Annotated in this window: 25 protein-coding genes and 1 riboswitch; of the genes, 18 read left to right on the top strand and 7 right to left on the bottom strand. The window is 61.6% G+C overall.

From position 1 onward, the window contains the following. Positions 1–7: 7 nt before the first annotated feature. From FEZ60_RS14855 to FEZ60_RS14830, 6 genes are all read right to left on the bottom strand, one after another. Positions 8–577 (bottom strand): SipW-dependent-type signal peptide-containing protein, encoded by a 570-nt coding sequence (locus FEZ60_RS14855; RefSeq protein WP_242484605.1) that lies wholly within the window; start codon positions 575–577, stop codon positions 8–10. A gap of 25 nt (positions 578–602) precedes the next feature. Further along, positions 603–1259 carry a signal peptidase I gene (locus tag FEZ60_RS14850; protein WP_084702398.1) on the bottom strand — a complete coding sequence of 219 codons (657 nt, stop codon included), beginning with the start codon at positions 1257–1259 and terminating at the stop codon, positions 603–605. Positions 1260–1270: 11 nt separating this feature from the next. Next, positions 1271–1855, bottom strand: coding sequence for a hypothetical protein (locus FEZ60_RS14845; RefSeq protein ID WP_172936362.1), 585 nt, complete (start codon positions 1853–1855; stop codon positions 1271–1273). 12 nt (positions 1856–1867) lie between these two features. Beyond that, entirely contained in the window at positions 1868–2452 is a 585-nt protein-coding gene (locus FEZ60_RS14840) for an alternate-type signal peptide domain-containing protein (protein WP_033235638.1), read from the bottom strand. Between the two features lie 287 nt (positions 2453–2739). Further along, on the bottom strand, positions 2740–3549 hold the full coding sequence (locus tag FEZ60_RS14835) for an HAD-IIA family hydrolase (protein ID WP_033235637.1): 810 nt from the start codon (positions 3547–3549) through the stop codon (positions 2740–2742). 37 nt (positions 3550–3586) lie between these two features. Beyond that, complete coding sequence (locus tag FEZ60_RS14830; protein ID WP_033235636.1) at positions 3587–4354, bottom strand: sulfite exporter TauE/SafE family protein; 768 nt, start codon at positions 4352–4354, stop codon at positions 3587–3589. Positions 4355–4862: 508 nt separating this feature from the next. On the opposite strand from FEZ60_RS14830, the gene FEZ60_RS14825 reads away from it, so the two are divergent. The 13 genes from FEZ60_RS14825 to FEZ60_RS14765 all read left to right on the top strand — a co-directional run bounded on the left by FEZ60_RS14825 (position 4863) and on the right by FEZ60_RS14765 (position 19350). Beyond that, the gene (locus tag FEZ60_RS14825) at positions 4863–5837 is read left to right on the top strand and encodes an amino acid ABC transporter permease (RefSeq protein ID WP_095886802.1); all 975 of its coding nucleotides are present in this window, start codon (positions 4863–4865) and stop codon (positions 5835–5837) included. Beyond that, a complete protein-coding gene (locus FEZ60_RS14820) occupies positions 5834–6619 on the top strand; it encodes an amino acid ABC transporter ATP-binding protein (protein WP_033235633.1) in 786 nt (261 codons plus the stop codon). The genes FEZ60_RS14825 and FEZ60_RS14820 overlap by 4 nt, the downstream gene beginning before the upstream one ends. Positions 6620–6654: 35 nt before the next feature. Next, complete coding sequence (locus tag FEZ60_RS14815) at positions 6655–7626, top strand: ABC transporter substrate-binding protein (protein WP_033235632.1); 972 nt, start codon at positions 6655–6657, stop codon at positions 7624–7626. Positions 7627–7636: 10 nt separating this feature from the next. Then, positions 7637–8746, top strand: a complete 1110-nt coding sequence (locus FEZ60_RS14810) for an FAD-dependent oxidoreductase (RefSeq protein ID WP_172936361.1) — start codon at positions 7637–7639, stop codon at positions 8744–8746. A gap of 32 nt (positions 8747–8778) precedes the next feature. Then, entirely contained in the window at positions 8779–9312 is a 534-nt protein-coding gene (locus tag FEZ60_RS14805) for a GNAT family N-acetyltransferase (protein WP_033235630.1), read from the top strand. Between the two features lie 87 nt (positions 9313–9399). After that, positions 9400–9494, top strand: a riboswitch (SAM riboswitch). A 266-nt stretch (positions 9495–9760) separates the two neighbouring features. Next, entirely contained in the window at positions 9761–11401 is a 1641-nt protein-coding gene (locus FEZ60_RS14800) for an ABC transporter substrate-binding protein (RefSeq protein WP_172936360.1), read from the top strand. Positions 11402–11404: 3 nt separating this feature from the next. Then, a complete protein-coding gene (locus FEZ60_RS14795) occupies positions 11405–12403 on the top strand; it encodes an ABC transporter permease (protein WP_033235628.1) in 999 nt (332 codons plus the stop codon). Continuing rightward, the gene (locus FEZ60_RS14790) at positions 12396–13286 is read left to right on the top strand and encodes an ABC transporter permease (RefSeq protein ID WP_116101823.1); all 891 of its coding nucleotides are present in this window, start codon (positions 12396–12398) and stop codon (positions 13284–13286) included. Before FEZ60_RS14795 ends, FEZ60_RS14790 begins: the two co-directional genes overlap by 8 nt. Then, a complete protein-coding gene (locus FEZ60_RS14785; RefSeq protein ID WP_172936359.1) occupies positions 13283–14905 on the top strand; it encodes an ABC transporter ATP-binding protein in 1623 nt (540 codons plus the stop codon). The genes FEZ60_RS14790 and FEZ60_RS14785 overlap by 4 nt, the downstream gene beginning before the upstream one ends. Next, positions 14892–16010 carry an LLM class flavin-dependent oxidoreductase gene (locus tag FEZ60_RS14780; protein ID WP_172936358.1) on the top strand — a complete coding sequence of 373 codons (1119 nt, stop codon included), beginning with the start codon at positions 14892–14894 and terminating at the stop codon, positions 16008–16010. Before FEZ60_RS14785 ends, FEZ60_RS14780 begins: the two co-directional genes overlap by 14 nt. 25 nt (positions 16011–16035) lie before the next feature. Next, positions 16036–17406 (top strand): NtaA/DmoA family FMN-dependent monooxygenase, encoded by a 1371-nt coding sequence (locus FEZ60_RS14775; protein WP_045064039.1) that lies wholly within the window; start codon positions 16036–16038, stop codon positions 17404–17406. Continuing rightward, positions 17403–18209, top strand: a complete 807-nt coding sequence (locus tag FEZ60_RS14770) for a DUF1684 domain-containing protein (protein ID WP_095886795.1) — start codon at positions 17403–17405, stop codon at positions 18207–18209. The genes FEZ60_RS14775 and FEZ60_RS14770 overlap by 4 nt, the downstream gene beginning before the upstream one ends. 1 nt (position 18210) lies before the next feature. Next, complete coding sequence (locus tag FEZ60_RS14765; protein WP_172936357.1) at positions 18211–19350, top strand: LLM class flavin-dependent oxidoreductase; 1140 nt, start codon at positions 18211–18213, stop codon at positions 19348–19350. Between the two features lie 106 nt (positions 19351–19456). On the opposite strand, the gene FEZ60_RS14760 is transcribed toward FEZ60_RS14765, so the two are convergent. Beyond that, a complete protein-coding gene (locus tag FEZ60_RS14760) occupies positions 19457–20365 on the bottom strand; it encodes an alpha/beta hydrolase family protein (RefSeq protein ID WP_045066596.1) in 909 nt (302 codons plus the stop codon). Between the two features lie 173 nt (positions 20366–20538). On the opposite strand from FEZ60_RS14760, the gene FEZ60_RS14755 reads away from it, so the two are divergent. The 5 genes from FEZ60_RS14755 (at position 20539) to pta (ending at position 25409) form a co-directional block, all read left to right on the top strand. Then, positions 20539–21258 carry a hypothetical protein gene (locus FEZ60_RS14755; RefSeq protein WP_346343360.1) on the top strand — a complete coding sequence of 240 codons (720 nt, stop codon included), beginning with the start codon at positions 20539–20541 and terminating at the stop codon, positions 21256–21258. Beyond that, positions 21258–21734: an RDD family protein gene (locus tag FEZ60_RS14750; RefSeq protein ID WP_033235621.1), complete on the top strand. Its 477-nt coding sequence runs from the start codon at positions 21258–21260 to the stop codon at positions 21732–21734. Before FEZ60_RS14755 ends, FEZ60_RS14750 begins: the two co-directional genes overlap by 1 nt. After that, positions 21731–22078 carry a DUF202 domain-containing protein gene (locus FEZ60_RS14745; RefSeq protein ID WP_033235620.1) on the top strand — a complete coding sequence of 116 codons (348 nt, stop codon included), beginning with the start codon at positions 21731–21733 and terminating at the stop codon, positions 22076–22078. Before FEZ60_RS14750 ends, FEZ60_RS14745 begins: the two co-directional genes overlap by 4 nt. 91 nt (positions 22079–22169) lie before the next feature. Next, on the top strand, positions 22170–23183 hold the full coding sequence (gene fgd / locus FEZ60_RS14740; protein ID WP_033235619.1) for a glucose-6-phosphate dehydrogenase (coenzyme-F420): 1014 nt from the start codon (positions 22170–22172) through the stop codon (positions 23181–23183). Between the two features lie 147 nt (positions 23184–23330). Further along, positions 23331–25409, top strand: a complete 2079-nt coding sequence (pta, locus tag FEZ60_RS14735) for a phosphate acetyltransferase (protein WP_045064032.1) — start codon at positions 23331–23333, stop codon at positions 25407–25409.

Raw genomic sequence — 25409 nt, 5'->3', positions numbered from 1 at the left:
GGCGCGCTCACACCGACGTTGCAGTGAAGTTGAATGTAACTGTCACAGTGGTGCCTTGGACTGTCGTCGGCGCTGCCGCGTCCAAAGTCACGAGAAAGCAGATGTCGTCGACGCCGGAGGTGGCGGGCAGTGAACGAGTGCCGATGATGTTTGCGCTTGTACCCCCGTTCACGAGGGACGTATTTGCGATGATCGACGTTCCACTGCAGGTTCCGACATTGCTGGCATTGGCTGCGGTCCCTCCCGAGTACGTCGAGACTTTCAGGTACGGAGCGAGGGTAGACGTCGTCGATGTTGTATTGGCGGTGTAGGTGAAGGCTACAGACCCTTTGTTCTGAACTGGCAGCATGGCTGCAATGCTCTGTCCCGGAGACATATTGGCTTTGGTGAGCGCTGTGAATGCGTATGCGGTGGGGTTTCCTTGGTTTCCGTTCAGTTGGAGATCGATGGTTCCCGTACTGAAAGCGCCCGAGGTTGCCGTGGCTGTGTCGGTCCACGCAGCCATGGTTCCGACCGCACCTGTTCCCAGAACCATCCCGAGTGCGAGTAGTGCGCGAACCCGCGCACTACTGAGCATCATTCGAACTCTGCTGGGCGTGTTTTCAGAGTGTCGTGACATGTCCGGCGCTTTCGTTGTGTGACGCGGTGGCTGTTTCGGATAGCTGGATATCGTCAGACATCTGAACGTCGTCGACATTCGCGGCGCGATTGCGTCGGTCTCTGCGGCCCTCACGCGTTCCACTGACAAACATATAGACGGCATAAGCGGCGAGAGCGGTGACAACAATGCTCAGGATGATCTTGCGTTGCTCCCCGGTCAGCCAGCTGTGCACGTATCCGAGATACGGAAAGCTGTACCAGACCTTCCCTCTGATCTGTTCCGGGATTACCGGTTTTTCATCCGGAATGGAGTTGGCGTCTCCCTGCGTGGTGAAAACTCGTTCGCCGCGGGTGTTCTCACTGATGGCGACGATGCGATGTGTCACGACAGTCGGCTTTCCGGACTCCAACTGAAACGTGATGGGAGTTCCGATCGCGAGATCGTTTGCGTCTGCTTCCTTGACGACAATCAGGGAACCAGGCTTGTAGGTCGGCGACATCGAGCCTGTCAGAACCGTATATCGCTGCGCCCCAGCAAGGTACGGCACCACGATTGTTGCAATGATCAGCGCGCTGAGGACAAGCAGAAGCAGCCAGCTGGCAATGGAAGTGATCCACCAGATAGGTCCGCTTCGTTGTGCGCGGTGCTGTGCGTCCATCAAAATCCTCACTACGGCTGCGTGCGTGGGGGAACGAATTGTGTGCCCTTGAAGTTCAAGGTTGCGGTAGTCGACTGACCTTGTGCGGCACTTGCATTGACGGTCGCTCGCAGACACCACGTTGACGACGTGTTCGGTGAAAGAGTGGGCCTGGGTGTCGGTAGCGGAGTCGCAGGGTACTTGGCCGCAGTCAGGGGCCCGGTGTAGAGCTGCGTGCCGGTGGGCGTTCCTGTTGTGGGGCAATCGGCATTGCTGCCTACCTGCCACACCGTGAGATTGAGTTTCGGTTCCGCCTGCGACTGGGTTGCCGAGGTCAATTCGTATTGCACGATCATCGGAGTGCGGTTCGCGATGGTGATGGGTTTCTGGGAGTAGGCGCCAAGACTCATGGCGGTACCTCCGAAACCAGTCATCGTGTAACTCTCGGTAGCACTCGCGTAATCTGCGCCCAGGCGTAGGACCAACGTGTCTGCTGTCATTTGCAGCCCGGACACTGGAGTCTCGGCACGCCACAGGGCGCCGGTCTGTTGTGCTGATGCAAACATCACCACGATGACCGACGCACCTGCGAGTGCCCCCCAGGCTTTAGCTCTCACGGTTTCGCAGCCTCAGGGATTGATGGCGGTTTGCTCGATCTTGAGCGCGAGATCCGTCAAGTTGATCGACGCACCCTGAGCAACAAGGTCGTTCACGTTGGCGAATGTGATGACAACCGTGACGGCCACCGCGTCGCCGTTGTTGGCTTCTGTCAGGGGGCTCGCAGCGGTCACGACATTGCCGTCGACGGTGACAGTGGTCTCGACATCGATGTTGGCGAGGAGCTCCCCGGCAGTGGCGCCGGTTGCCGCTGTCGTGCCAGCTGTGATCGAAGCGGGATCCGCCTCGATGACGGCGTTCAATCGATCGCCGATTGCGGTGATCGATGTGGTGCAGTTGTACTCGAGCACCTCGGTCGGGACGATTCTGTATGCGGCAAGGTCTGCGGTGGGAATGGCAATGGTCGTCGGGTTCGTCGACGCCCATCCACTGGTGCCTGCAGCTGCGACGCAATCTGCGATTTGCAGCTCGCCGGCGGTGATGGTGTTTCCGCCGATCGTCGAACTGTCGCTCCAGTATGCGAGTGAACCTGCGCCGCCGAGGAGTAGTGCGCCCGCGGCTGCTGCCGCAATTGCACCCTTTGTCTGTTTCTTCATGGAGAGCTCATTTCTGGGGAGTCCGAATTGGGTCGTTCAGAAATGAGTATCAGCCATGGCAAACGATTCGTTACCGGTTTTGAAAAGAATATTTCGCCCAAATTGAAAATTTAGGTTTGAGCTGGGAAAAGCCGCCTACCTGCGACTAGTCACCAATCCGTTAGTTCAACCTTGAAGAATTCTCCCGTTTGTCCAACTCGACAAAGGTTTTGCGTTTCCTTTGTTTTGCGTTATTCATTCGTCTGGTTAACTACCCGTTCTGTTTAGGCGATATGTCCGAATTGTCTTTACTTAGTGCTACGAAAAGGGTCCGTTGTATTTCCGACAAGGGAGGCGACGGATTCCAGAACAATGGTGGGGCGGTAGGGATACAGCTCCACGGACGCCGGTGTCGAGATCCCGGTCATGACAAGGATGGTCTGCAAGCCCGCCTCCAGGCCGCACACGATGTCGGTGTCCATCCGGTCGCCGATCATCAAGGTGTTGGCGGAATGAGCGCCGATGGACCGCAATGCTGATCGCATCATGAGGGCATTCGGCTTGCCGACGTAGTACGGGTCGCGTCCCGTGGCTTTGGTGATCAAGGCGGCAACGGAACCGGTGGCAGGTAGCGAGCCGTCTCGCGACGGTCCGGTGGCGTCGGGGTTGGTCGCGATGAACCGCGAGCCTCGCTCGACCAATCTGATCGCGGTGGTGATGGCCTCGAACGAGTAGGTGCGGGTCTCTCCCAGGACGACGTAATCGGGATCGCTGTCCGTCAGGACGTATCCGATGTCGTGCAGTGCCGTGGTCAGGCCGGATTCGCCGACCACATACGCGCTGCCTCCCGGTCGCTGATTTGCGAGGAAGGTGGCGGTCGCCAGCGCTGAGGTCCAGATGGACTTCTCCGGAATGTCGAGACCGGAGTTGAGTAGGCGTGCCCGCAAGTCTCGCGGAGTTCTGATCGAGTTGTTGGTCAGCACCATGTACGGGATGTTGTTCGATGCCAGTTCGGCGAGGAACGTGTCCGCTCCCGGCACCAAGTGCTCTTCGTGAACGAGGACTCCGTCCATGTCCATGAGGTAGGTCCACTGGGGTTCATTCGCGGTTGTGGTCATGTCTCAAGTATGTGGGAACCGCGTCCGACGTGGGCGATCAAGCGAGCAGACGCCACAGTCCGATCAGGCCGACGACGACAATCGTGTACCGCAGCGCGGTGGGGGACAGGCGTCGCCCGTAGCGGGCACCGAGTACACCTCCGCCGAGCGAGCCGACTGCGATCAAACCGGCTGCTGCCCAATTGATCTGGTCGAAGGCCAAGCTGATGTACATCACCGCTGCGACGATGTTGACGAGCAGTGAGAGGAGGTTCTTCGCACCGTTCATACGCTGCAGGGTTTCGGGAAGGATGGCACCCATCACACCGATCAGGAGAATGCCCTGAGCGGCGGTGAAATAGCCGCCGTAAATGCCGACTGCAAACGTGCCGGCGGTCAGGAGCATCAACCTCGAGGTCGACAACGTTGTCTCTTCGGTGGAGCGCTTCTTCGCCCACGCCTGGATGCGTGGTTGGAGAAGGACAAGAGCGAGCGCCAGGATCAGCAATACCGGAACGATCGTCTCGAATAACTTCTCAGGTAGGTGCATCAGCAACCACGAGCCGAGTAGCGCCCCGGACAGCGACGCCGGAATCTGCCACCGAAGCCGGTCCCATTGCCCTGACAATTCGCGTCGGTAACCCCAGGTGCCCGAAACGCCGCCGGCGACCAGGCCGACAGCATTGGACATCGTCGCAGTGACCGGAGGCATACCGAAAGCCACGAGGGTGGGGAACGTGATCAGGGTTCCACTGCCCACCACGGCGTTGATCGCCCCGGCACCGATACCTGCCACGAGAATAAAAAATGCGTCCAGTCCGCTCACTCCGCAGACGGTACTGCAGGGTGATTCGGGGATGAGCGGTGGCTCGGGGCATCGGATACGGCTCATCCATCCAACACTGCATTCGCCGCTTTCGGGAGGCTTGTGATCAGCCTGATTTCAACGCACATAGATCCCTATTTCCCTTGTCTCGCAGGGAAATACAACATTTGACGACCGTTGATTCAGCGTCTAGTCTTTGCTCACCATCTCGAGCGACCGAGAGACCTGGCTCATCGACGTCGCAGCAACCCCCCGAGTGATCGGGAGCGGGTGCTTTCTGCCAGGACCGATGGAAGGCATCACATGGGTATCACTCGCTGCGCCGGTATTGCTTCGTGCGCCGGTTCGAACGCGTACGCACCGCACCGTCGACGTCACATCGACCTGCGTCGTACCGCGTCGTGTCACTGTCGCTGACCGAAATTCTCGGCACCAGCAATTCGTCGCGCAGTAATCCCATTTTCCGAAAGGTCTATTTTGTGATGTCCACTCCGTCAGACAGTGCGCCGTGAGCGCGCCTACCGAGGTCCGCCCCGAGAAGCCAGTGGCCGAGCCGCAGCTTCCCGACTCGGAGCTTGTTGTTGCCCGCACCTGGCATCCGTTCCAATGGGTGGTCAGTGCGATAGTGCTGATCTTGCTGGCCCAGTTCATCCACGGTCTTGTGGTGAATCCCGGCTGGGACTGGCCGACGTTCGCGCAGTACTTCACCGCGAAATCGGTGCTTGCCGCCTTGTGGGTGACGATCAAACTGACCTTGTGGGGAACGATCCTCGGGTTCGGTCTCGGAGTCGTGCTGGCACTTGGCCGACTGTCGAATAATCCGGTTCTGCAGGTGATCGCCTGGACCTATATCTGGGCGTTCCGCTCGATCCCACTGATCGTGCAGTTGCTCTTCTGGTTCAACATTACCTACCTCTACCAAACGCTCTCTCTCGGAATACCGTTCGGGCCAGAATTCTTCACGTTCCAGACCAGTGGCGTCATCGGCGGATTCACCGCAGCTGTCATCGGTTTGGCGCTGCATCAGGCTGCGTACTCCGCGGAGATCATCCGCTCGGGCATCATCTCGGTGGATCACGGTCAGATCGAAGCCGCTCATTCGCTGGGGATTCCGCGCCGGCGCCAGTTCTTCAAGATCATTCTGCCGCAGGCAATGCGGGCAATACTTCCCAACGCCGCGAACGAGGTGATCGGACTGTTCAAGGGAACGTCCATCGTCTCGACCATGGCAATCGCCGAACTGTTCTACCAAGTACAGGTCATCTTCGGGCGCAACGGACGAGTGGTGCCGCTCCTGATGGTTGCAACACTGTGGTACATCATTCTCACGACGTTGCTCTCCATCGGCCAGTACTACGTCGAACGTCATTACGCTCGCGGCTCCGCTAGGGCTCTCCCGCTGACGCCTCTGCAGAAGGCGCGCAACAAATTCAACGAGATTCGTGATGCGCGTCTCGACATTCCGAGAGGCGCGACCCGATGACCGCGGAATTGCTCGAAGACAACGTCTATGCCGTCGAGGCGCGTGGCATCCACAAGTCGTTCGGCGCGCTGGAAGTACTTGCCGGCGTTGATCTCCTGGTCCGCAAGGGTGAGGTGACCGTTATTCTCGGGCCGTCAGGTTCGGGAAAGTCCACGCTGCTGCGCACCCTCAATCATCTCGAGAAGGTCGACCGGGGAACCGTACGGATCGACGGGGAACTGATCGGATACCGGCGCAAGGGAAATCGGCTACACGAACTGCGCGATCGCGAAATCCTGAAGCAGCGCTCGCACATCGGTTTTGTGTTCCAGAACTTCAACCTGTTTCCCCATCTCACTGCTCTGGAAAATGTAGTGGAAGCCCCGCTGTCGGCACAGAAGCGTGATCGCGACGACGTGTACCGAGAGGCAAGGGCCCTACTCGAACGAGTGGGTGTGGGAGACAAAGCCGATCAGTATCCGCGTCAACTTTCCGGTGGCCAACAGCAGCGCGTTGCCATTGCCCGAGCCCTGGCACTGCGGCCGGCTGTGATTCTCTTCGACGAACCGACCTCGGCACTGGACCCGGAACTGGTTGGTGAAGTTCTCGAAGTTCTTGCCCAGCTTGCCCGTGACGGTGCGACGTTGATCATCGTCACGCATGAAGTCGGCTTCGCCCGCGAGGTGGCGGACACCGCAGTCTTCATGGACGGCGGCGTCATCGTCGAACAGGGCCCGCCCTCGCAGGTGATCGACAATCCCGTCCACGAACGGACCAAAGCTTTTCTCTCCCGCGTCCTCTGACGCTCCCAGACACATTTTCCGAAAGGCACACACTGATGTTCTCCCGATCCCGCCGCGCGACTTTCCTGATCTCGGCTCTCGCCACAGTCGGACTGCTCAGCGCTGCGTGCAGCAGTGCGGACGCAGAGTCCGAGGGTAGCCAGGGCACCGCCGCCGCGGGTTACAACCTCACCGCCGAGCAGAATCGCATCACCACAGCGAAAGTCGATTCCATCGCTGCCGAGCTTCCTGCGGAAATCCGTGACAGCGGCACGCTGCGAGTGACCGGTAGCGCCGGATCCGCTCCGCCGCTTCGCTTCTACGCCGATGATGACAAAACCCTCATCGGTTCCGAAACGGACTTCGCCTATCTGATCGGTGATGTACTCGGGTTGAAGATAGACCTGCAGACGGCTGACTGGGCACAGAACTTCGTCCGGATCGACTCCGGTGAAGCCGACGCGTTCCTCTCCAATGTGACTGTCACAGAGGAGCGTAAGGAGAAGTACGACTTTGCCACCTATCGCCTGGACACCCTCGCATTCGAGGCCAAGAAGGGCGCCGGGGTATCCATCACCGAGCCCAAGGACATTGCCGGGCTGAAGATCGCGGTGGGTTCCGGCACCAATCAGGAAGCGCTGCTGGTCAAGTGGAACGAGCAGAATGTTGCGGCCGGCCTGGCACCAACCGACATCTCGTACTACCAGAACACAACCGACTACTACCTCCCGCTGCAGTCCGGCCGCATCGACGCCTACTTCGGACCGAACCCGTCGTCGCAGTTCCATGCCAAGCAGTCGGGTGAAACCGAGGTGGTCGGGGAGTTCTCCGGTGCGGGTGACACCCTGCAAGGTCAGATCGCTGTGCTGGTGAAGAAGGACAACGGACTGATCAAGGCTATTAACGACGCCATCAACCACACCATCGAGAACGGCACGTACCAGCAGATTCTCGAGCGCTGGAACATCACCGGTGAAGCCGTCGACACGTCGCTGATCAACCCGCCCGGTCTCCCGAAGACCAAGTGAGTATCCGTCGATGAGTGAGATAGTCGATGTGATCGTCATCGGCGGAGGGCTTGTCGGGTCCTCCGTCGCGTGGCGGCTCGCGGCGCGCGGGCACAGTGTCGTACAGCTCGAGCAGTACACGCCGGGGCACAAGCACGGTGCGTCACACGGCACGTCACGTATCTACCGGCAGGCCTACGACAATCACCTGTACACCGGGCTGGCAGCGTCGGCTCTACCGCTGTGGCGGGAGTTGGAAACCACAACGGACATCGGGTTTCTGGAACTGACGGGCGCCGTTGATCACGGGCTGCCCGCTGCGGTACTGACCAAGTCGCGTGTACTTGTCGAAGCGGGCATCAAGGGTGAGATCCTCACTCCTGCACAAGCGTCGGCCCGCTGGCCGGGGCTGCGATTCGACACGACAGTCCTCCATCACCCCGACGCGGGCAGGCTGCACGCGGACCGCGCTGTCGTCGCCCTCGAAGCGGGTTCGCGACTCGAGGGAGCTGACGTCCGCCACGACACGCGCGTCCTGGCAGTTGCCGAGGCGTCGTACGGCGTCGACGTGATCACGGAGGGCGGGACGCTGCGAGGGCGGCACGTCGTTATTGCCGCCGGCGCGTGGACCGCGGAATTGATCGGGCGAAGCGAACTCGGCGCATCGGTCGTGTTGCCGACTTTGCGCACGACGCACGAACAACCGGCACACTTTGCGCCACTCGATCCGGGAACGGCGTGGCCGAGCTTTGTCCATCATCCCGGTGCAGAGCTGGACACAGCCGGGATCTACGGGCTCGGTTCCGAAGACGGCATCAAGATCGGCGAGCATGCGACGGGGCCGGAGGTGACTCCGCAGACTCGCAGCTACACGCCCGACATCGCAGGCGAACAGCGTCTGGTCGACTATGCCGAAGCCTGGTTGCCGGGTGTCGATTCGACGCAGGTCGAGTCCCTGACCTGCCTGTACACCAGCACACCTGACAGCAATTTTGTGATCGACAGGGTCGGTGCGATCACCGTCGCCGCAGGTTTCTCCGGACACGGATTCAAATTCGGGCCGGCGTTGGGTGAGCTGGTGGCTGATCTGGTGGAAGGAAATGCTCTGTCGCCGCAGCAATTCCAGTTAGGGGTGCGGTGAATGCGGCGCAAGGAAACCGAAAGGAAGATCACATGAGTGTCGAGATTGCGGGAATCGGCGGCGTAGAGGTGCGGTCGGTGTCGCAGAACGATCCGCTGGCAGCGCCGCTCATCGCGGAATTGGCGCTGGAATACAGTTCGCGATACGGCGGTACGCGTGACGAGATATTCGAAGATCTCACCACCTATCCGGCCGAGGAATTTGCGCCTCCGCACGGAGCGCTGCTGGTTCTCACGCTCGGTGATCAAGCCATCGCCGGTGGTGCGTTTCGTCAATTCGATTCCACCACTGCCGAACTGAAAAGAATCTGGACGTCAGCGTCCTTTCGTCAGCGTGGCCTCGGAAAGATCGTTGTCCGGGAGTTGGAGTCCGAGATCGCAGCTCGGGGATACCGCAGGGTCTATCTCACAACCGGTCCGCGCCAACCCGAAGCGGTCGCGCTCTACTTGTCCTGTGGCTACGCACCGCTGTACGACACTGCACTATCACCGCTCGAGGTGGGGATTCATCCATTCGAGAAGAAGCTGCAGGTACGGCATGACTACGACCGGCGGGTATCGGCATGAGCGCGTCGGGGTCCCCGAAAATGTGGCGTAGCCTGCAATTCCTACTGAACGAGTTGACAACTCGCGATCATCTCGTAGACTTGCGAAAGACCATCTCGAGCGACAGAGAGACCTGGCTCAATGAAGTCGCAGCAACCCTTCGTGTCATCGCGTGAGGGTGCTACCGCCAGGATCGATGGAGGAATGAAGTAATGAAGGCAGTTGAAGGCGGTTTCGATACCGCGTGGTCGCGTCGTCACGTAGACCTGTGCCGCACAGCAGGATCGTTCTGTACTCACTGACCATGGCCGCGATGTTTGCCGTCGTAGTTGACCCTGGTCAGTCTCTCGAGGCTCCCGCACGTGGGTAAGCCTGTTTTCTCTTCTCTTCGTAGCTGATTCGTGCTTGCTTGCCCCGTTCTCCGGTGGTGACAAGCGCGCTTTTCCGCATGCCTCTTTAGGAGTTCTTGGTGTCTTCACGCTCAATCGGTGCGCGCTCACGCGTCACCGTCGCCGCTGGTATCGGCGCTATCTCGGTTCTCGGCACCGTACTTGCCGGTTGCAGCACCAGTAGTGGCGACACCAGCGCCGACGCCGGGCCGGCCCAGTCAGGTGGAACCCTGCGCTACGGACTCTCGACGGCGCCTACCTGCGCCGACCCCGCACAGGCAGGCACGAATCAGACCGTGTATGTCACTCGTACGGTGGTTGATTCGCTGACCGACCAGGATCCGGAGACGGGTGAGATCACACCGTGGCTGGCAAAGAGTTGGGACATCAGCCCCGATGCAGCAAGCTTCACGTTCACGTTGCGCGACGATGTCACGTTCAGTGACGGTACGCCGGTGACGGCCGAGTCGGTCAAGAAGAACTTTGACGTGGTTAAGGATCTGGGCCCGAACGCCTCACTGGCAAAGAGCTACCTGTCCTCGTACACGGGCACCGAGGTCGTCGACGCCCACACCGCCAAGATCAATTTCTCCGGTCCCAATGTTCAGTTCCTGCAGGCAACTTCGACCCCGCAGCTCGGCATTCTGGCGGACTCGACCACGGCACTACCGTCGGAGCAGCGTTGCGCCGGGACAGCCGTTGTCGGATCCGGCCCGTTTGTCTACACGGATTGGCAGCAGGATCGCTCGGTCGCGATCGAGAAGCGCGCCGGGTACAACTGGGCCTCGGATGTGACCGGCCGTCAGGGGGAGGCGTATCTGGACGGCGTCAACTTCACGGTTGTGCCGGAGTCGGGAGTGCGTGCGGGCAGCGTCGCATCCGGCCAACTGGACGCGGTCAGTGACGCGTTGACGCAGGACGCTCCGCAGATCGAAGCGGCAGGCGGGCGAATTCTCACCCGGCCCAATCCTGGTGTGAGCTTCTTCTTCCAGCCCAACGTGAGCCGCGGTGTTCTTGCCGATCAGGCTGTGCGCCAGGCGATCATCCCCGCTATCAATCGGCAGGAACTTGTCGACACGGTGCTGGATCCGTCGTTCTTCCCGGCGACGAGCCCACTGGCGCACACCACTCCGCTCTATGCCGATCAATCAGGTGTCGTGACCTATGACGCTGACAAAGCGGAAAGGCTACTCGATGCGGCAGGGTGGAAGGCCGGTTCAGACGGAGTGCGTGAGAAGGACGGCCAGAAACTGACTTTCGCGATTTCCTTCAGCCCGGCGTTCGCCGGCAACCAGGCAATCCTCGAGCTGGTTCAGCAGCAGCTGCGGAAGGTGGGTGTGGATGCGAAGCTCAACCTGCTGTCCAACGGGGAACTCACCGAGAAGCAGACTTCGGGTGACTACGATGCTGTGTACTACAACGCCACCCGTGCCGATGCGGACATTCTTCGGGCGTCATTCGGCATCGACGGTCGAAACCTCAACAAGCGCACCGCCGATCCGGAACTCGACAAGGTATTGACGGAGCAGCTCGCAACCACCGACACAACGGCACGCGGTGAATTGGTCGCTCAGGCACAGGAACTGATCATCGATCGTGGACTCTCGATTCCGACGATCGAACTGTCGCAGGCAGTCGGCGCCGGAGCATCGGTGCAGGATCTGAAGTTCGAGGCCTCCTCACGTCTGCAGTTCTACGACGCATGGTTGTCGGGTAAGTAAGTCATGACGCGATATGTACTCGCCCGACTGGGGCAGGCCGCGCTGGTCCTCTGGGCAGCGTTCACCATCTCGTTCGTTATTCTGTTCCTCCTGCCGAGTGATCCGGTCAGCATGGCTGCGGAGTCGGCAGGGCAGGGTGTGGCGGTGGATCAGGCTGCACTCGAACAGCTTCGAGCGCGATACGGCCTGGACCAGTCGGTGTGGGCGCAGTACTGGACTTCGTTGACCAATGCGCTGCGCGGTGATTTCGGCACGTCGATCTCCACCGGTCAGTCGGTGACGGATGCGATCTTCTCGGCGCTGCCGAGCACGTTGGTGCTGGCAACCACGGGTTTGGTTCTTGCTGTGTTGTTCGGAGTGTCGATCGCGTTCTTTGCTACTTACACCCGTAAGCGCTGGCTCGCGAACCTGCTGTTCTCGCTGCCTCCTCTCGGGGTGGCGGTGCCTACCTTCTGGGTGGGTCTGATTCTGCTGCAGCTTTTCTCGTTCCGGTTGCACATCTTCCCCGCATTCGGAGACAAGGGATTCGCGACGGTTATTCTCCCGGCGATCACCCTGGCGATCCCGACTGGCGCCGTGATCGCGCAGGTGCTCACGACCAGCCTGCAGTCGACGCTGCGTTCGCCACACGTGGAGACCGCGTACGCCAAGGGTGCAAGCCGGTGGCGCGTGCAGACCCGTCATGCGTTGCGACTCGCGAGCATTCCGGCATTCACCATTGCCGGTGTGCTGGTCGGAACTCTGCTGGCCGGTTCGGTGGTCGTCGAGACGGTGTTCTCCCGCGCCGGAGTCGGGCGTCTGACTCAGACGTCGGTGATGGCGCAGGACACTCCGGTAGTCCAAGGCGTGGTTGTCTTTGCATCCTTGGCATTTGTGCTCGTCAACCTGGCGGTCGATCTCTTCTATCCGTTGATCGATCCACGCATTATCTCGGCCAAGACGTCCGACACCGGGAAGTCACAGTCCGAAAGCTCGACAGATCTGGAGCCGGCGCATGTCTGACACGTTGATCGAACCACTCTTGCTCGATCCGATACCGGAGGAGAAGTCACCGGCTACCACGCGTCGGACAACTTCGGTGATCCGACGGATCAGTAAGCCGGGTCTGCTGATTCCGGTGCTGATCGTGGCTCTGGCCATAGGCTTTGCCGTGGCCCCTGGTGTATTTGCCAGTGGCGACCCGTTATCCGGCGTGCCGGCCGACAAGTTGCAGGGACCGAGCCTGGCGCACTGGTTCGGAACGGACAACCTGGGACGAGATCTCTATACACGATTTGTGCACGGCGCTGCGCTGTCCCTGACCGCGACTCTCGTGGCCGTCGGTCTCGCGTTGATCGTCGGATCGTTGATCGGGCTGATTGCAGGATTTGTCGGTGGGGTTGTCGACGCAGTGCTGATGCGCATCGTCGATGTTCTGCTCTCGATTCCAGCCTTGCTGTTGTCGCTGGCACTGGTCACGGCGCTGGGTTTCGGCACCATCAACGTCGCGATCGCAGTGGGTGTGGCGATGGTCGCGAACTTTGCCAGGGTGATGCGTGCCGAGGTGATGCGGGTACGCAGCGCCCAGTACGTCGAGGCGGCTTTCGGCTCGGGAGTGCAGTGGCTCGGAGTTCTGCGCCGCCATATCCTGCCCAATTCGTATGCGCCCGTGATCGCATTGTCTGCGGTCGAATTCGGGCAGGCAGTACTTGCGGTGTCCGCGTTGAGTTTCCTTGGCTTCGGAGCCGTACCGCCCACCCCGGAATGGGGATCGCTGGTATCCGAGGGACGGAACTTCCTCGCCAATGCCTGGTGGATGACAACACTTCCCGGCCTCGCCATTGTTGCCGTGGTCATCTCGGCGCATCGCATCGGACACGAGATCGAAAGGAGCAACCGGCGATGAGCACAACGCAGGATCAGTTGCTTTCCGTCACCGACCTACAGATCTCCTACGGAGCCGCACCCGCGGTACGCGGCGTGAGTTTCACGGTCGGCCGTGGTGAAGTTGTTGCAGTGGTGGGCGAATCGGGCTCCGGAAAGTCCACAACAGCGCACGCGATTCTCGGACTGCTCTCCGGCAGCGGACACGTCACCGGGGGCAACGTCGAGTTCGAGGGCGAACGTATCGACGACTACTCGGACCGGGCCTGGCAGAAAATCCGCGGTGCGCGTATCGGTTTGGTGCCGCAGGACCCCACAACGTCGCTCAATCCGGTAACCCGGATCGGTGATCAGGTTGCCGAAGTCCTCCGTATTCACGGCCTGGCCGACCGACGGAAAGCGCGGTTCGACGCCATCGAGGTGCTCGAGCGAGCAGGAATCGATCGCCCGGAGATCCGAGCACGGCAGTACCCACACGAACTCTCCGGCGGTATGCGGCAACGAGTTCTGATCGGTATCGCGCTGGTCGCGAACCCGGCACTGATCATCGCCGACGAGCCCACAAGCGCCCTGGACGTCACGGTCCAACGACGGATCCTCGACCACTTGGACGAGCGGATCGCCGAATCCGGTGCCGCAGTTCTCCTCATCACACACGACCTGGGAGTGGCCGCCGATCGCGCGGATCGGATTCTGGTGATGCACGACGGTCGGATCGTCGAATCCGGGCCCACCGAAACGATTCTGGGAAATCCTCGACACGACTACACGAAGAAATTGCTGAGCTCGGCGCCGAGCCTGTCATCGGGGTCCGTCGATCGCCCGGTCCGAGCGCAGACGACTCCGTTGCTGACTCTGGCGGGAATCACCAAGCGCTTCACCGTCGGACGAGGCAGTGCTATCACCGCGGTCAACGATGTGTCGCTGACCGTACCGCGTGGACAGACAGTGTCGTTGGTGGGGGAGTCCGGGTCAGGGAAATCCACGACGGCGCGCATCGCAGTGCGGTTGGAGCAGGCGGATTCGGGAACCATCACCTTCGACGGCGCGGATATCAGCAGGGTCAAGGGCAGCGATCTGCGTGAACTACGCCGCAAGATCCAACTCGTCTACCAGAACCCGTACGCATCCCTCGATCCCAAGCTCTCGATAGTCGACATCGTGGCGGAACCGTTGCGTGCCTTCAAAGTCGGCACTCGAATTCAGCAGCAGGCCCGCGCCGCGGAACTACTCGACCAGGTTGCCCTGCCAGGGCAGTTCGGTAGCCGCAGACCTGCCGAACTGTCCGGCGGGCAGCGGCAGCGTGTGGCGATTGCGCGAGCACTCGCACTGAAGCCCGATCTGCTTGTCCTCGACGAACCGGTATCCGCCCTGGATGTTTCGGTGCAGGCACAGATTCTGGCGCTCCTCGACGAGTTGCAACGCGAACTCGGATTGACGTACCTCTTCATCTCGCACGATCTGGCAGTAGTGCGGCAGATCAGCGACATCGTCGGTGTCATGCAATCCGGCCAGCTGGTCGAAATCGGAACTACCGCAGAAATATTCGACAATCCCCGCCACGACTACACCCGAACACTGCTCGGTGCCATCCCCGGGCGGGACCACGCAGCCGGAAAGGCCGAACATGTCCGAGCATAATTCCGCAGCATTTCTGATCGGCCTCGAATTCGAGGGCACCGGTGTGCACCCTTATTCGTGGCGCCGCGAGGATTCGCGGGCCGAAGAAGTGTTCACCTCGTCGTACTGGGTGGACCTGGTGACCGCCGCCGACCGGGCCGGTGTAGACCTGGCCTTCTTCCCGGATTCGTTTGCCCTGCAGACCCAGGGGCAGCATGCAACGCGTGGTCGACTGGAAGCAGTTGCCACAGCTGCCCGATTAAGCGGCGTGACCTCGCGGATCGGGTTGGTTCCCACCGCGACCGTCACCCACACCGAACCGTTCCACATCTCGAAAGCGATCGCGAGTATCGACTTCTCGTCTTCGGGCCGGGCGGGTTGGCAGGTAGATGTATCCGACACTGACGCGGCTGCATCGCTGTTCGGCCGAAAGGCCGTGCAGAGCGAACACTCGCTGTGGGAGGAAGCATCGGAGGCCGTCGAGGTGGTCAGCCGGCTGTGGGACAGCTGGGAGGACGACGCCGAGATCAGAGATGTGCCGACCGGACGATTCATCGACCGGGACAAGCTGCACTACATAGATTTCGAGGGCAAGAATTTTTCGGTCAAGGGGCCGTCCATCACGCCGCGCTCACCGCAGGGGCAACCGCTGATCGTGGTGGACGCGAGCAAGCCGCAGGCGCGGCAGTTGGCAACCGAGCGAGCCGATCTCATCCGCATCTCCGCCGCCGACCTGGGTGAGGCGCAGGCTACCGCCCGGCTGGTCCACGACAAAGCCGCGAAGAACGGCCGTACCGTTCGTGTTCTGCTCGACGTCGATGTTCTGCTCGGTGCCGATCGCGGGGCAGCGGACGACGCCCTCGCCGAACTCGAAGAGTGGGCAGGAGTGCCGTACACGCCGCACTCGGTGTTCTACCGCGGCGACGCCGGCGGACTGACCACGCTGCTTCGCGAGATCAGTGGTTCGGCCGGGCTGGACGGAGTGGTGCTGCGACCGTTGGCCCTGGCAGCCGGGGCAGCGAAGATCACCGCCGATGTACTGCCCGCGTTCAATCCGAGGCCGAACCTCGCCCCGACGCTGCGGGAGCGGCTGGGTCTGGGACTCCCCGTCAATCAGTTTGCGTAGCGGCGAGAAAAGAACAGGAAATTCGATGACACAGAACAAGATTCGTAAGCAAGTTCATCTGGGTGCTCACTTCCCTGGTGTGAACAACACCACCGTATGGGCTGATCCGGCCTCGAAGAGTCAGATCGAGTTCAGCTCGTTCGAGCATCTTGCACGCAGTGCCGAACGCGGCCTGTTCGACTTCTTCTTCCTCGCCGAGGGGCTGCGACTGCGCGAACATCAGGGCAAAATTCACGATCTCGACGTGGTCGGCCGCCCGGACACCTTCAGCATTCTCAATGCGATTGCCGGTGTGACAACACATCTCGGACTTGCCGGAACAATCAACACCACCTTCAACGAACCGTACGAGTTGGCTAAACAGTTCTCCACGCTCGATCATCTCTCGGACGGCCGGGCAGCCTGGAATCTGGTCACCTCGTCGGACGCTTTCACCGGTGAGAACTTCCGCCGCGGTGGATATCTGGAACACTCGCAGCGATACGCCCGCGCCAACGAATTGGTCGACGCGGTGCGGACACTGTGGGACAGTTGGAGTGTCACTCGCCCGCTCGTCGACCGTGAGCGCGGAATCTTTGCCACCGACCAGCAGGTCGGCCAGTTCTCGCACACCGGCGAACAATTCGACATCTCCGGACGATTCGAAGTACCTCGAAGCCCGCAAGGTCACCCAGTTCTCCTGCAGGCAGGTGACTCCGACGAAGGCCGAGAATTCGGGGCAGCCAAAGCCGACGCCATCTTCACCGGCCACGGAACGCTCGAAGCCGGAAAGGCTTTCTACGCGGACGTGAAGGGGCGCCTCGCCAAGTACGGACGGACGCACGCCGACCTCAAAATTCTCCCCGCCGCCACCTTTGTCCTCGGTGACAACGCGGCTGACGCCCAGGAGAAGGCGTATCATATTCGGAGGCAGCAGGTCGGACCGCAGACCGCTATCGCCTTCCTCGAACAAGTCTGGGGCCGAGACCTTTCCGAGTACGACGCCGACGGCCCGCTGCCGAAGGAAGACCCGACGGACGACGTCAACATCACCCGTGGACGCGTCCGTCACGTCAAGGATCCCCGCGCCGTTGCGGACCAGTGGCGAGCAAAGGCCGAAGCGGAAAACCTCAGCATCCGTGAACTGATCATCGATGTGACTGCCCGTCAACAGTTTGTGGGCAGCGCAGCGGAGGTGGCTGCCGAGATCGACAGCTACGTCCAGGGTGACGCGAGTGACGGATTCATCCTCGTCCCTCATCTCACGCCGGCGGGTCTCGACGAGTTCATCGACACCGTTGTACCCGAGTTGCAGGACCGCGGCAGTTTCCGCACGGAGTACGAAGGAACAACTTTGCGCAGCCACCTCGGGTTGCGTCATCCCCACGAGCAGGCCGAAGGAGTTCGCGCATCATGACCGTCACCGAGACCAGAGACACTACCTTTGTCGACGAATGGACTGCGTGGCATGCGTTGCGCGACGCCACCTTTGCCGAGCCGCTCGGTTGGCTGAGCCTGACCGCCCTGCACTGGCTGGTGGACACCGATTCCACTTTCTCGGACCTACCGGGTGCATGGCGGGCCGACGCAGATGCTGTTGTCGTCACCGCGAGGCCGGCAGACGACCTCTCGATCGACGGTGTTGCCGTGGACGGTTCGGTCACCCTGACACCCGTCGAAGGCGCGCCGGGATTGATCGTGAATCAGGGGCCGCGTCGAGTCGAGGTCATCCGCCGCACCGGTGAGGTCGCTCTGCGCATTCACGATCCGCTTGCACCGGCTCTGGCGCAGTTCAGCGGTATCCCAACCTTCGATCCGAATCCGCAGTGGCGCATCGACGCTGTCTTCACCGCTTTCAACGAGGCTCGAACAGTGACGACGGGCGCCGTCGTCGAGAGGCTCGAACATCACCACGATGCGCGCGGAACAATCAGTTTCGAGTACGACGGTGAAACTCGGACTCTGATTGCCTTCGCCGGCAAAGACGACGGTTTTCACATTCTGTTCACCGATGCGACCAGCGGGGTGACCACCTATCCGGCAGCGCGTTCGCTGCACGTAAGCCCACCAGTGCCCGGTGGTGCGGTAGTCCTCGATTTCAATCGTGCGTCGAATCTGCCGTGTGCCTTCACCGATTACGCGACGTGCCCCGTAGCCCCCGCGGAGAATCGCCTTCCGTTTGCGGTCGAAGCCGGCGAGAAGATTCCGGAAGTGCATTGACATGACGGTGCCGCTGTCAGTTCTGGACCTGTCGCCGATCAGCGAGGGCAGTACGGCGCGAGACGCGCTGCGAAACTCGCTGGACCTCGCGCGATCTGCCGAATCCTGGGGGTACAAGAGGTACTGGGTTGCCGAGCACCATTTTGTCGGCGTCGCGAGCTCGTCCCCGGCAGTACTCGTCGGGCTGATTGCTGCTGCCACCAACACTATTCGCGTCGGGTCCGCTGCCGTGCTGCTGGGTAACAACACGGCAGCCGAGGTGGTGGAGGCATTCGGTACCGTCGACGCGTTGTACCCGGGCCGGATCGATCTGGGTATCGGCCGCAGCGGGCAACGCCGGGTGGAAGCGCTTCGAGCCGTTGCCGCCGGCAAGACCGTGCCTGGTGCACCCAGGGAGACAGTGGTGCGTGAGGGTGTTGTGATCCCGGCGCCGTTCGATATTTCCGGGCTGCTCACGTCGCCGCGTCTGCAGGCGTCGCTGGAGGCCTTGGCATTTCCCGGCGCACAGGCCCCCGAGTTCGAGGAGCACGTCGGCGAGATCCTGGCCCTGTTGAACGGCACCCACCGCACCCGTGACGGCATCGAATTGCACGCGAGTCCTGGCGAAGGCGCCGACGTCGAGGTGTGGGTGTTCGGCAGCAGTGCCGGGCCGAGTGCGGAGCTCGCGGGAAAGCTCGGGTTGCCGTTCGGTGCGAATTACCATGTGGCGCCGTCGAGCACACTCGAAGCGGTGCAGGCTTACCGCGCCGCGTTCCGTCCCTCGGACACGCTGGCGGAGCCGTATGTCGTGGTCTCTGCGGATGTCGTTGCGGCGGAGGACGACGCCACAGCGCGAGAGTTGGCGTCCACCTTCGGGCATTGGGCACACAGTATTCGCAGCGGTGCCGGAGCAATTCCGTACCCGGATCCCGCGACTGCGCTCCCGTTGCCCGAGCGCGAGCGCGCCTTGGTGGAGGACAGGCTGATCACTCAGTTCGTCGGCTCGCCCAGCACTGTTGCGGACCGGCTCGAGCATCTGCAGAAGCTGACCGGTGCAGACGAATTGGTGATCACCGGCGTTACTCATAGTCATGAGGACCGACTGCGCTCGTACCAGTTGTTGGCCAGGGAGTGGGGACTGCCCGCGCTGCTGGCGGCGTGAGTGCGGCGAGTGAGCATAGGTTTCGGCAAGTGAGCAGCCCCTCCTGCAGACGGGAAGGGTTGCTCACTGCGCAGAACCTATGTCAGCTCTTCAGCAAACCCGACTCCTACGCTCCGATCGCCCCCGCGATCATCGGCCAGGACGCGCGCATGTCCGCTTCGAAGAGCCCCCACGTGTGGGTGCCCTCGGGGCGGTAGCTGAATGTGGCCGGTATGCCGAGTTGTGCGAACCGCCCCTGCAGCGCAGCGGTACACAGTTGAGTGATCCCTTCGAGCACGCTGCCGGGAATGACTCCGGCGATCGCGGGGATCGAGTTGATGCCGTCCACCGGTCCGGGGATACCGTTACCCGTGGCGATGAAGAGCTGTGTGCCGCGGAGCTTTTCGGCGTTGACCAACGGGTCGTGGGCAGCCCACTGCGGTCCGCCCGGCCGGCCCCACATGTTGTGGACGTTGCCGCGTCCGAGAACTTCCACCATGGATCGAACCGCCATCTGTCCCAGCCCGTCGACGGTTCGAGGGCAACCACTGTACGAACCGACAGCGCGGTACAGTCCCGGCGCTTGAATGGCGAGGTCCAGTACCGGCCCGCCGGCCATCGACACTCCGCCGAGAGCGTTCACCCCGGTTGTGTTGTAGCGAGAGTTTACTGCCGCGGGGAGTTCCTGCGTCAGGTACGTCTGCCATTTGTTGCGGCCGAGCGCCGGGTCGTCGGCATTCCAGTCGGTGTACATGCTGTACTTGCCGCCGATCGGCATCACCACGTTGACGTGTTTGTCGTCGAAGAAATCGCGAACCCCGGTGTTGTTGAACCACGAGATCCCGTCTTCGCCGCCGCCGACCCCGGTCAAGAGGTAGAACGTGGGCGCTGGGCCACCGCCGGCGGGGGAGATGACGTCGTTGCTGATCCACCGGTCCATGGACGGTGAATAGACGTCGAACCTCGTGACCGTGGACTGTGCCGACGCAGTAGGGGCGGTCAGGCTCAGAAAGCCTGCGACCATTACCGCCGCCATCGTGAGATGGATACCGAAGTGTTTCCCGAATCGCGTCACGATCACGTCTCCCCACGTTTGATGCTGACGGTTGCTGCTCGTCCCGGCGAATTGTGTATACCAACAGTGGCACAATGCGAAGCAGAGTAACGAATGTCCGTTATTCAGCTGGATGAGTGGTGGAGGGCGGTCTCGTGGGTGCACAACCGGATCGACCTGCGCCCGATCTTGTGCGTCTGGGCTTCGGATTGGCGTCGATCACGCTTGCCGCGGCCCGGCGAGCGGCGACTGTCGTGTTGGACTCCGTTCCGCGGATTCCGATCGTCGGAGAGCCATTGGACCACGCAATTGTTCAGGTGAGTGCCCTCGGCAACGACGCAATCGCCTCTACCGCCGCGTTTGCCGACACAACCTTGCGGACGGTGATCAAGGCCGTGGTGGCAGCGGCGCTGGACGAAGTCGACATCACCAAGATCGTCATCGACAACGTCGACCTCGACACTATTGCCGAAACCATCGACGTCGACAGGATCGCCGAACGTGTGTCGCTGGAACCGATCATCGATCGCATCGACGTGGACGACATTGCGCGGCGATTGGATGTCGAAGCAGTGATCAATCGGCTCGACCTCGACGGCATCGTCGATTCCGTCGACATCGAACGGCAGATCTACCGGGTTGATCTGGTGAAGATCGCGGACCAGGTCATCGAGGGCGTGGATCTGCCACAGATCATCCGCGAGTCCACTGGGTCGTTGTCCACCGAAGCGGTCCAGGGTGCCCGCGTGCAGGGGATGCAGGCAGACGACGCCGTTGCTGATTTTGTCGGTCGACTCTTCGGACGCGACAAGACCGACAAGACCGACAAGACCGACAAGACCGACAAGAACAACGAGAACGCAGGGCAGGAGTAGTGGCGACATCCCAGAATTCGGGTCCCGCCGGAATTGTGACCCGCGGTATCGCCGGAGCGATCGACCTGGGTGTTGTACTCGTTCTGATGGGCGGTGGATACCTCGCGGTGGCCTTTGTGCGACTGCTGTTCTCGCCGCAGACGTTCACGTTCTCTCAGCCCGGGATCTTCCTGTCCACGACGGCATTCATCACGGTCTCGACTGTGTATCTGACGGTGTGCTGGGCGACCACCGGCCGAACTGTCGGCAATGTGGTCATGGGCTTGCGGGTCATCACGTCGGGGCATCGGCTGGTTCGCTGGCCGCTGGCACTTGTCCGGGCCGTTTTGTGTGTGCTTTTTGCCTTCGGCCTCGGCTGGGCGGTCATCGATCGGCGTCGACGCTCGTTGCAGGACATCGTGCTGCGGACGACGGTGGTGTACGACTGGCGTCAAGATCCGGACATCGTCGTTACCCACGGAGTGGAGCACTCGTGACCGAACCCAATAGACCGGACGAACGATTCACCCTCGCCAGCGAGCGAACCTTCCTGGCGTGGATGCGAAGTTCGTTGGCGCTGTTGGCCGGTGGGATCGCGATAGTGCAGTTGGTTCCGGGGTGGAGTACCGGGTGGGTGCGCACCACGCTCGGTCTTGTCCTGATTGTGTTGGCGGCGGCAGCCGCACTGGTGGGGATGCGTCGGTGGTTGCAGGTGAAGAAGGCGCTCGAAGACGGAGCCCCGATGCCGGAACCGCACGCGCTCTGGCTGTTTGCCCTGGCACTGGCCGCCGTGGCGGTTGCGGCCGGAGTGGCAACGGTGGTTACGAGCCTCGCCCGCTGATCCACACGTAGAAGTCCTGGAGTGGCCTGGATAGTGTGCAGAGAAGGCGATTTACACGTCATAGCAAAACAAAGACGAAGAGGAGCACACAGTGGCGCAGGAGCTCAAGCTCGGATACAAGGCCTCGGCGGAGCAGTTCGGGCCTCGGGAGCTGGTGGAGCTGGCAGTTCTCGCCGAACAGCACGGCATGGATTCCGTTGCGGTCAGTGACCATTTCCAGCCGTGGCGACACAACGGCGGCCACGCACCGTTCTCACTGGCCTGGATGACGGCAGTGGGCGAGCGGACCGAGCGCGTGCAGATCGGCACGTCGGTGATGACTCCGACGTTCCGCTACAACCCGGCCGTTATCGCGCAGGCTTTTGCGACCATGGGTTGCCTGTACCCGGGACGCATCATGCTCGGTGTGGGCAGTGGTGAGGCGCTCAACGAGATCGCCACCGGATTCCAGGGCGAGTGGCCGGAGTTCAAGGAACGCTTTGCGCGGCTGCGCGAGTCGGTTCGGCTGATGCGCGAACTGTGGCTCGGTGACCGCGTCGACTTCGAGGGTGAGTACTTCACGACTCGCGGCGCCTCGATCTACGACGTTCCCGAGGGTGGTATCCCCGTGTACATCGCAGCCGGTGGACCGGTTGTGGCTCGGTACGCGGGCCGCGCCGGTGACGGCTTCATCTGCACGTCCGGCAAGGGCATGGATCTCTACACCGAGAAGCTGCTGCCCGCAGTGGCGGAAGGCGCTGCCAAGGCCGAGCGTGACGTCGCCGAGATCGACAAGATGATCGAGATCAAGATCAGCTACGACACCGATCCCGAAGCCGCGCTCGAGAACACCCGTTTCTGGGCGCCGCTCTCGCTCACCCCTGAGCAGAAGCACAGCATCGAAGACCCCATCGAAATGGAAGCAGCAGCCGACGCGCTGCCCATCGAGCAGGTCGCGAAGCGCTGGATCGTCGCGTCCGATCCCGACGACGCCGTCGAACAGGTAAAGGCCTATGTCGACGCCGGACTCAACCACCTCGTGTTCCACGCACCCGGACACGATCAGCGCCGGTTCCTCGAACTGTTCGAGCGCGATCTCGCACCGCGGTTGCGCGCACTGGGCTGACGGACAAGCACATCCTTGACGGTGCCTGCCACTCGCCGCGTGGCAGGCACCGTTCGTCTGTCTCGGTGCCACCGGTGGGCTGATTCTCGGTGACGGTCACCACTCATTCGAGCAAGCTGGATGGGTGGCCCCACTAAGCTGTGGGGCATGTCCAGCGCGCCTGCACCCGTGTCGAGTGTCTACATTGCTTCTCCCGAAGGTGATACCGGGAAGTCCACCATTGCATTGGGCGTGATGCAGATGTTGTGCGCGACGGTCGCCCGCGTCGGCGTCTTTCGCCCCATCGCCCGGTCGACTGCCGAGACCGACTACATCCTCGAATTGTTGCTCGAGCACACCACAGCCGATTTGTCGTACGAGGATGCTCTCGGTGTCACGTACGAGCAGGTGCACGAAGATCCGGAGGCGGCGCTCGCGGACATTGTCGCGAAATACCATGAGGTGGCCGAGCGCAGCGACGCCGTGGTGATCATCGGCAGCGATTACACGGATGTCGCGAGTCCCAGCGAGTTGGGTTTCAACGCCCGAATTGCCGCGAATCTGGGTGCCCCGGTGTTGTTGGCGCTGAAGGGCGCTCGTCGCACCACACCGGAAATACTTCAGCTGGCGCAACTGTGCGCGTCCGAATTGTCCTCGAACCACGCGCATTTGCTGGCGGTGGTTGCCAATCGCTGTGATCCCGCCACGCTCGACGACGTGAATGCCGCATTGGCCGGATTGGGTGTTCCGACCTGGAGCCTGCCGGAGATTCCGCTTCTCATCTCGCCCACGATGGCAGAGTTGATGGAGGCCACCGGTGGTGAATTCTATTCGGGCGATTCCGAATTGCTGCACCGCGAGGCATTGAAGGTGATGGTGGGCGGGATGACCGCCGAGCACATTCTGGAACGGCTCACCGAGGGAATGGTGGTGATCGCTCCCGGTGATCGCTCCGACGTTCTGTTGGCATTGATGAATGCGCATGAAGCAGAAGGATTTCCCTCGCTGGCCGGCATCATCATGAACGGTGGAATTACCCCGCACCCGGCGATCGCCGCACTGATGGCCGGGCTCAAGCAGCGTCTGCCGATCCTGACGACAAAGCTCGGAACCTTCGACACCGCCAGTGCCGCAGCGCAAACGCGCGGCCGCGTCGCCGTCGGATCGCAGCGTAAGGTCGACACCGCGTTGAGTTTGATGGAACAGCACGTCGACGCCGCAACCTTGTTGGGCCGGATGGCATTACCGATTCCGTCGGTCATGACGCCGCAGATGTTCGAGTACAAGCTGATCGACCGCGCTCGCGAGAACCGCAAGCACATCGTCCTGCCGGAAGGTGGCGACGACCGTATCCTGCGGGCCGCCGGCCGAGTTCTGCAGCGTCAGGTTGCCGATCTGACCATTCTCGGTGACGAGGCAAGCGTGCGCCGACGGGCCGGTGAACTGGGCGTCGACATCAGTGCCGCTCGGATCCTGGCGCCGGCGCAGTCCGAGTACACGGAACGATTTGCGCAGGAGTACGCCGCGATTCGCGCCCACAAGGGCATGACCGTCGAACGGGCCCGCGACGTGATCGCGGACATCTCGTACTTCGGAACCATGATGGTGCACTTGGGAATTGCCGACGGGATGGTCTCCGGTGCCGCGCACACCACCGCGCATACGATCCGGCCGTCGTTCGAAATCATCAAGACGGCGCCGGGTGTGTCGACGGTGTCCAGCATCTTCCTGATGTGCCTGGCGGATCGTGTTCTCGCATACGGCGATTGCGCTGTCGTCCCGGATCCGAGTGCGCAGCAGTTGGCGGACATCGCTATCTCGTCCGCGCAGACTGCGAGCCAGTTCGGTATCGATCCGCGCGTTGCGATGCTCTCGTACTCCACCGGGGATTCGGGCTCCGGCGCCGACGTCGACAAGGTTCGTGCCGCAACCGCCCTGGTGCGCGAGCGACGCCCTGACCTGCTGGTGGAAGGACCCATTCAGTACGACGCCGCGGTCGAGCAAAGCGTCGCCGACCAGAAGTTGCCGGATTCACTGGTGGCAGGCAAGGCGACCGTGTTCATATTCCCCGACCTCAACACGGGCAACAACACGTACAAGGCTGTGCAACGCAGTGCCGGGGCGATTGCCGTCGGCCCCGTTCTGCAGGGGTTGAACAAACCTGTCAACGATCTTTCGCGCGGCGCGCTGGTTCAGGACATTGTCAACACGGTGGCCATCACGGCCATTCAGGCGCAGGGAGCGTAA

This window comes from Rhodococcus sp. MS16 (assembly GCF_013277795.1).
GTDB classification, from domain to species: domain Bacteria; phylum Actinomycetota; class Actinomycetes; order Mycobacteriales; family Mycobacteriaceae; genus Rhodococcus_F; species Rhodococcus_F globerula.
Note: the sequence above shows the minus strand (reverse complement) of the source record. Positions and strands in the feature narration are given on the sequence as shown.

What these genes read in the sequence shown, in the direction of transcription:
- FEZ60_RS14855 (WP_242484605.1), bottom strand. Translation starts at nt 577, where the DNA reads ATGCTCAGTAGTGCGCGGGTTCGCGCACTACTCGCACTCGGGATGGTT.
- FEZ60_RS14850 (WP_084702398.1), bottom strand. Translation starts at nt 1,259, where the DNA reads ATGGACGCACAGCACCGCGCACAACGAAGCGGACCTATCTGGTGGATC.
- FEZ60_RS14840 (WP_033235638.1), bottom strand. Translation starts at nt 2,452, where the DNA reads ATGAAGAAACAGACAAAGGGTGCAATTGCGGCAGCAGCCGCGGGCGCA.
- FEZ60_RS14835 (WP_033235637.1), bottom strand. Translation starts at nt 3,549, where the DNA reads ATGACCACAACCGCGAATGAACCCCAGTGGACCTACCTCATGGACATG.
- FEZ60_RS14820 (WP_033235633.1), top strand. Translation starts at nt 5,834, where the DNA reads ATGACCGCGGAATTGCTCGAAGACAACGTCTATGCCGTCGAGGCGCGT.
- FEZ60_RS14815 (WP_033235632.1), top strand. Translation starts at nt 6,655, where the DNA reads ATGTTCTCCCGATCCCGCCGCGCGACTTTCCTGATCTCGGCTCTCGCC.
- FEZ60_RS14810 (WP_172936361.1), top strand. Translation starts at nt 7,637, where the DNA reads ATGAGTGAGATAGTCGATGTGATCGTCATCGGCGGAGGGCTTGTCGGG.
- FEZ60_RS14805 (WP_033235630.1), top strand. Translation starts at nt 8,779, where the DNA reads ATGAGTGTCGAGATTGCGGGAATCGGCGGCGTAGAGGTGCGGTCGGTG.
- FEZ60_RS14795 (WP_033235628.1), top strand. Translation starts at nt 11,405, where the DNA reads ATGACGCGATATGTACTCGCCCGACTGGGGCAGGCCGCGCTGGTCCTC.
- FEZ60_RS14790 (WP_116101823.1), top strand. Translation starts at nt 12,396, where the DNA reads ATGTCTGACACGTTGATCGAACCACTCTTGCTCGATCCGATACCGGAG.
- FEZ60_RS14785 (WP_172936359.1), top strand. Translation starts at nt 13,283, where the DNA reads ATGAGCACAACGCAGGATCAGTTGCTTTCCGTCACCGACCTACAGATC.
- FEZ60_RS14780 (WP_172936358.1), top strand. Translation starts at nt 14,892, where the DNA reads ATGTCCGAGCATAATTCCGCAGCATTTCTGATCGGCCTCGAATTCGAG.
- FEZ60_RS14775 (WP_045064039.1), top strand. Translation starts at nt 16,036, where the DNA reads ATGACACAGAACAAGATTCGTAAGCAAGTTCATCTGGGTGCTCACTTC.
- FEZ60_RS14770 (WP_095886795.1), top strand. Translation starts at nt 17,403, where the DNA reads ATGACCGTCACCGAGACCAGAGACACTACCTTTGTCGACGAATGGACT.
- FEZ60_RS14765 (WP_172936357.1), top strand. Translation starts at nt 18,211, where the DNA reads ATGACGGTGCCGCTGTCAGTTCTGGACCTGTCGCCGATCAGCGAGGGC.
- FEZ60_RS14760 (WP_045066596.1), bottom strand. Translation starts at nt 20,365, where the DNA reads ATGGCGGCGGTAATGGTCGCAGGCTTTCTGAGCCTGACCGCCCCTACT.
- pta (WP_045064032.1), top strand. Translation starts at nt 23,331, where the DNA reads ATGTCCAGCGCGCCTGCACCCGTGTCGAGTGTCTACATTGCTTCTCCC.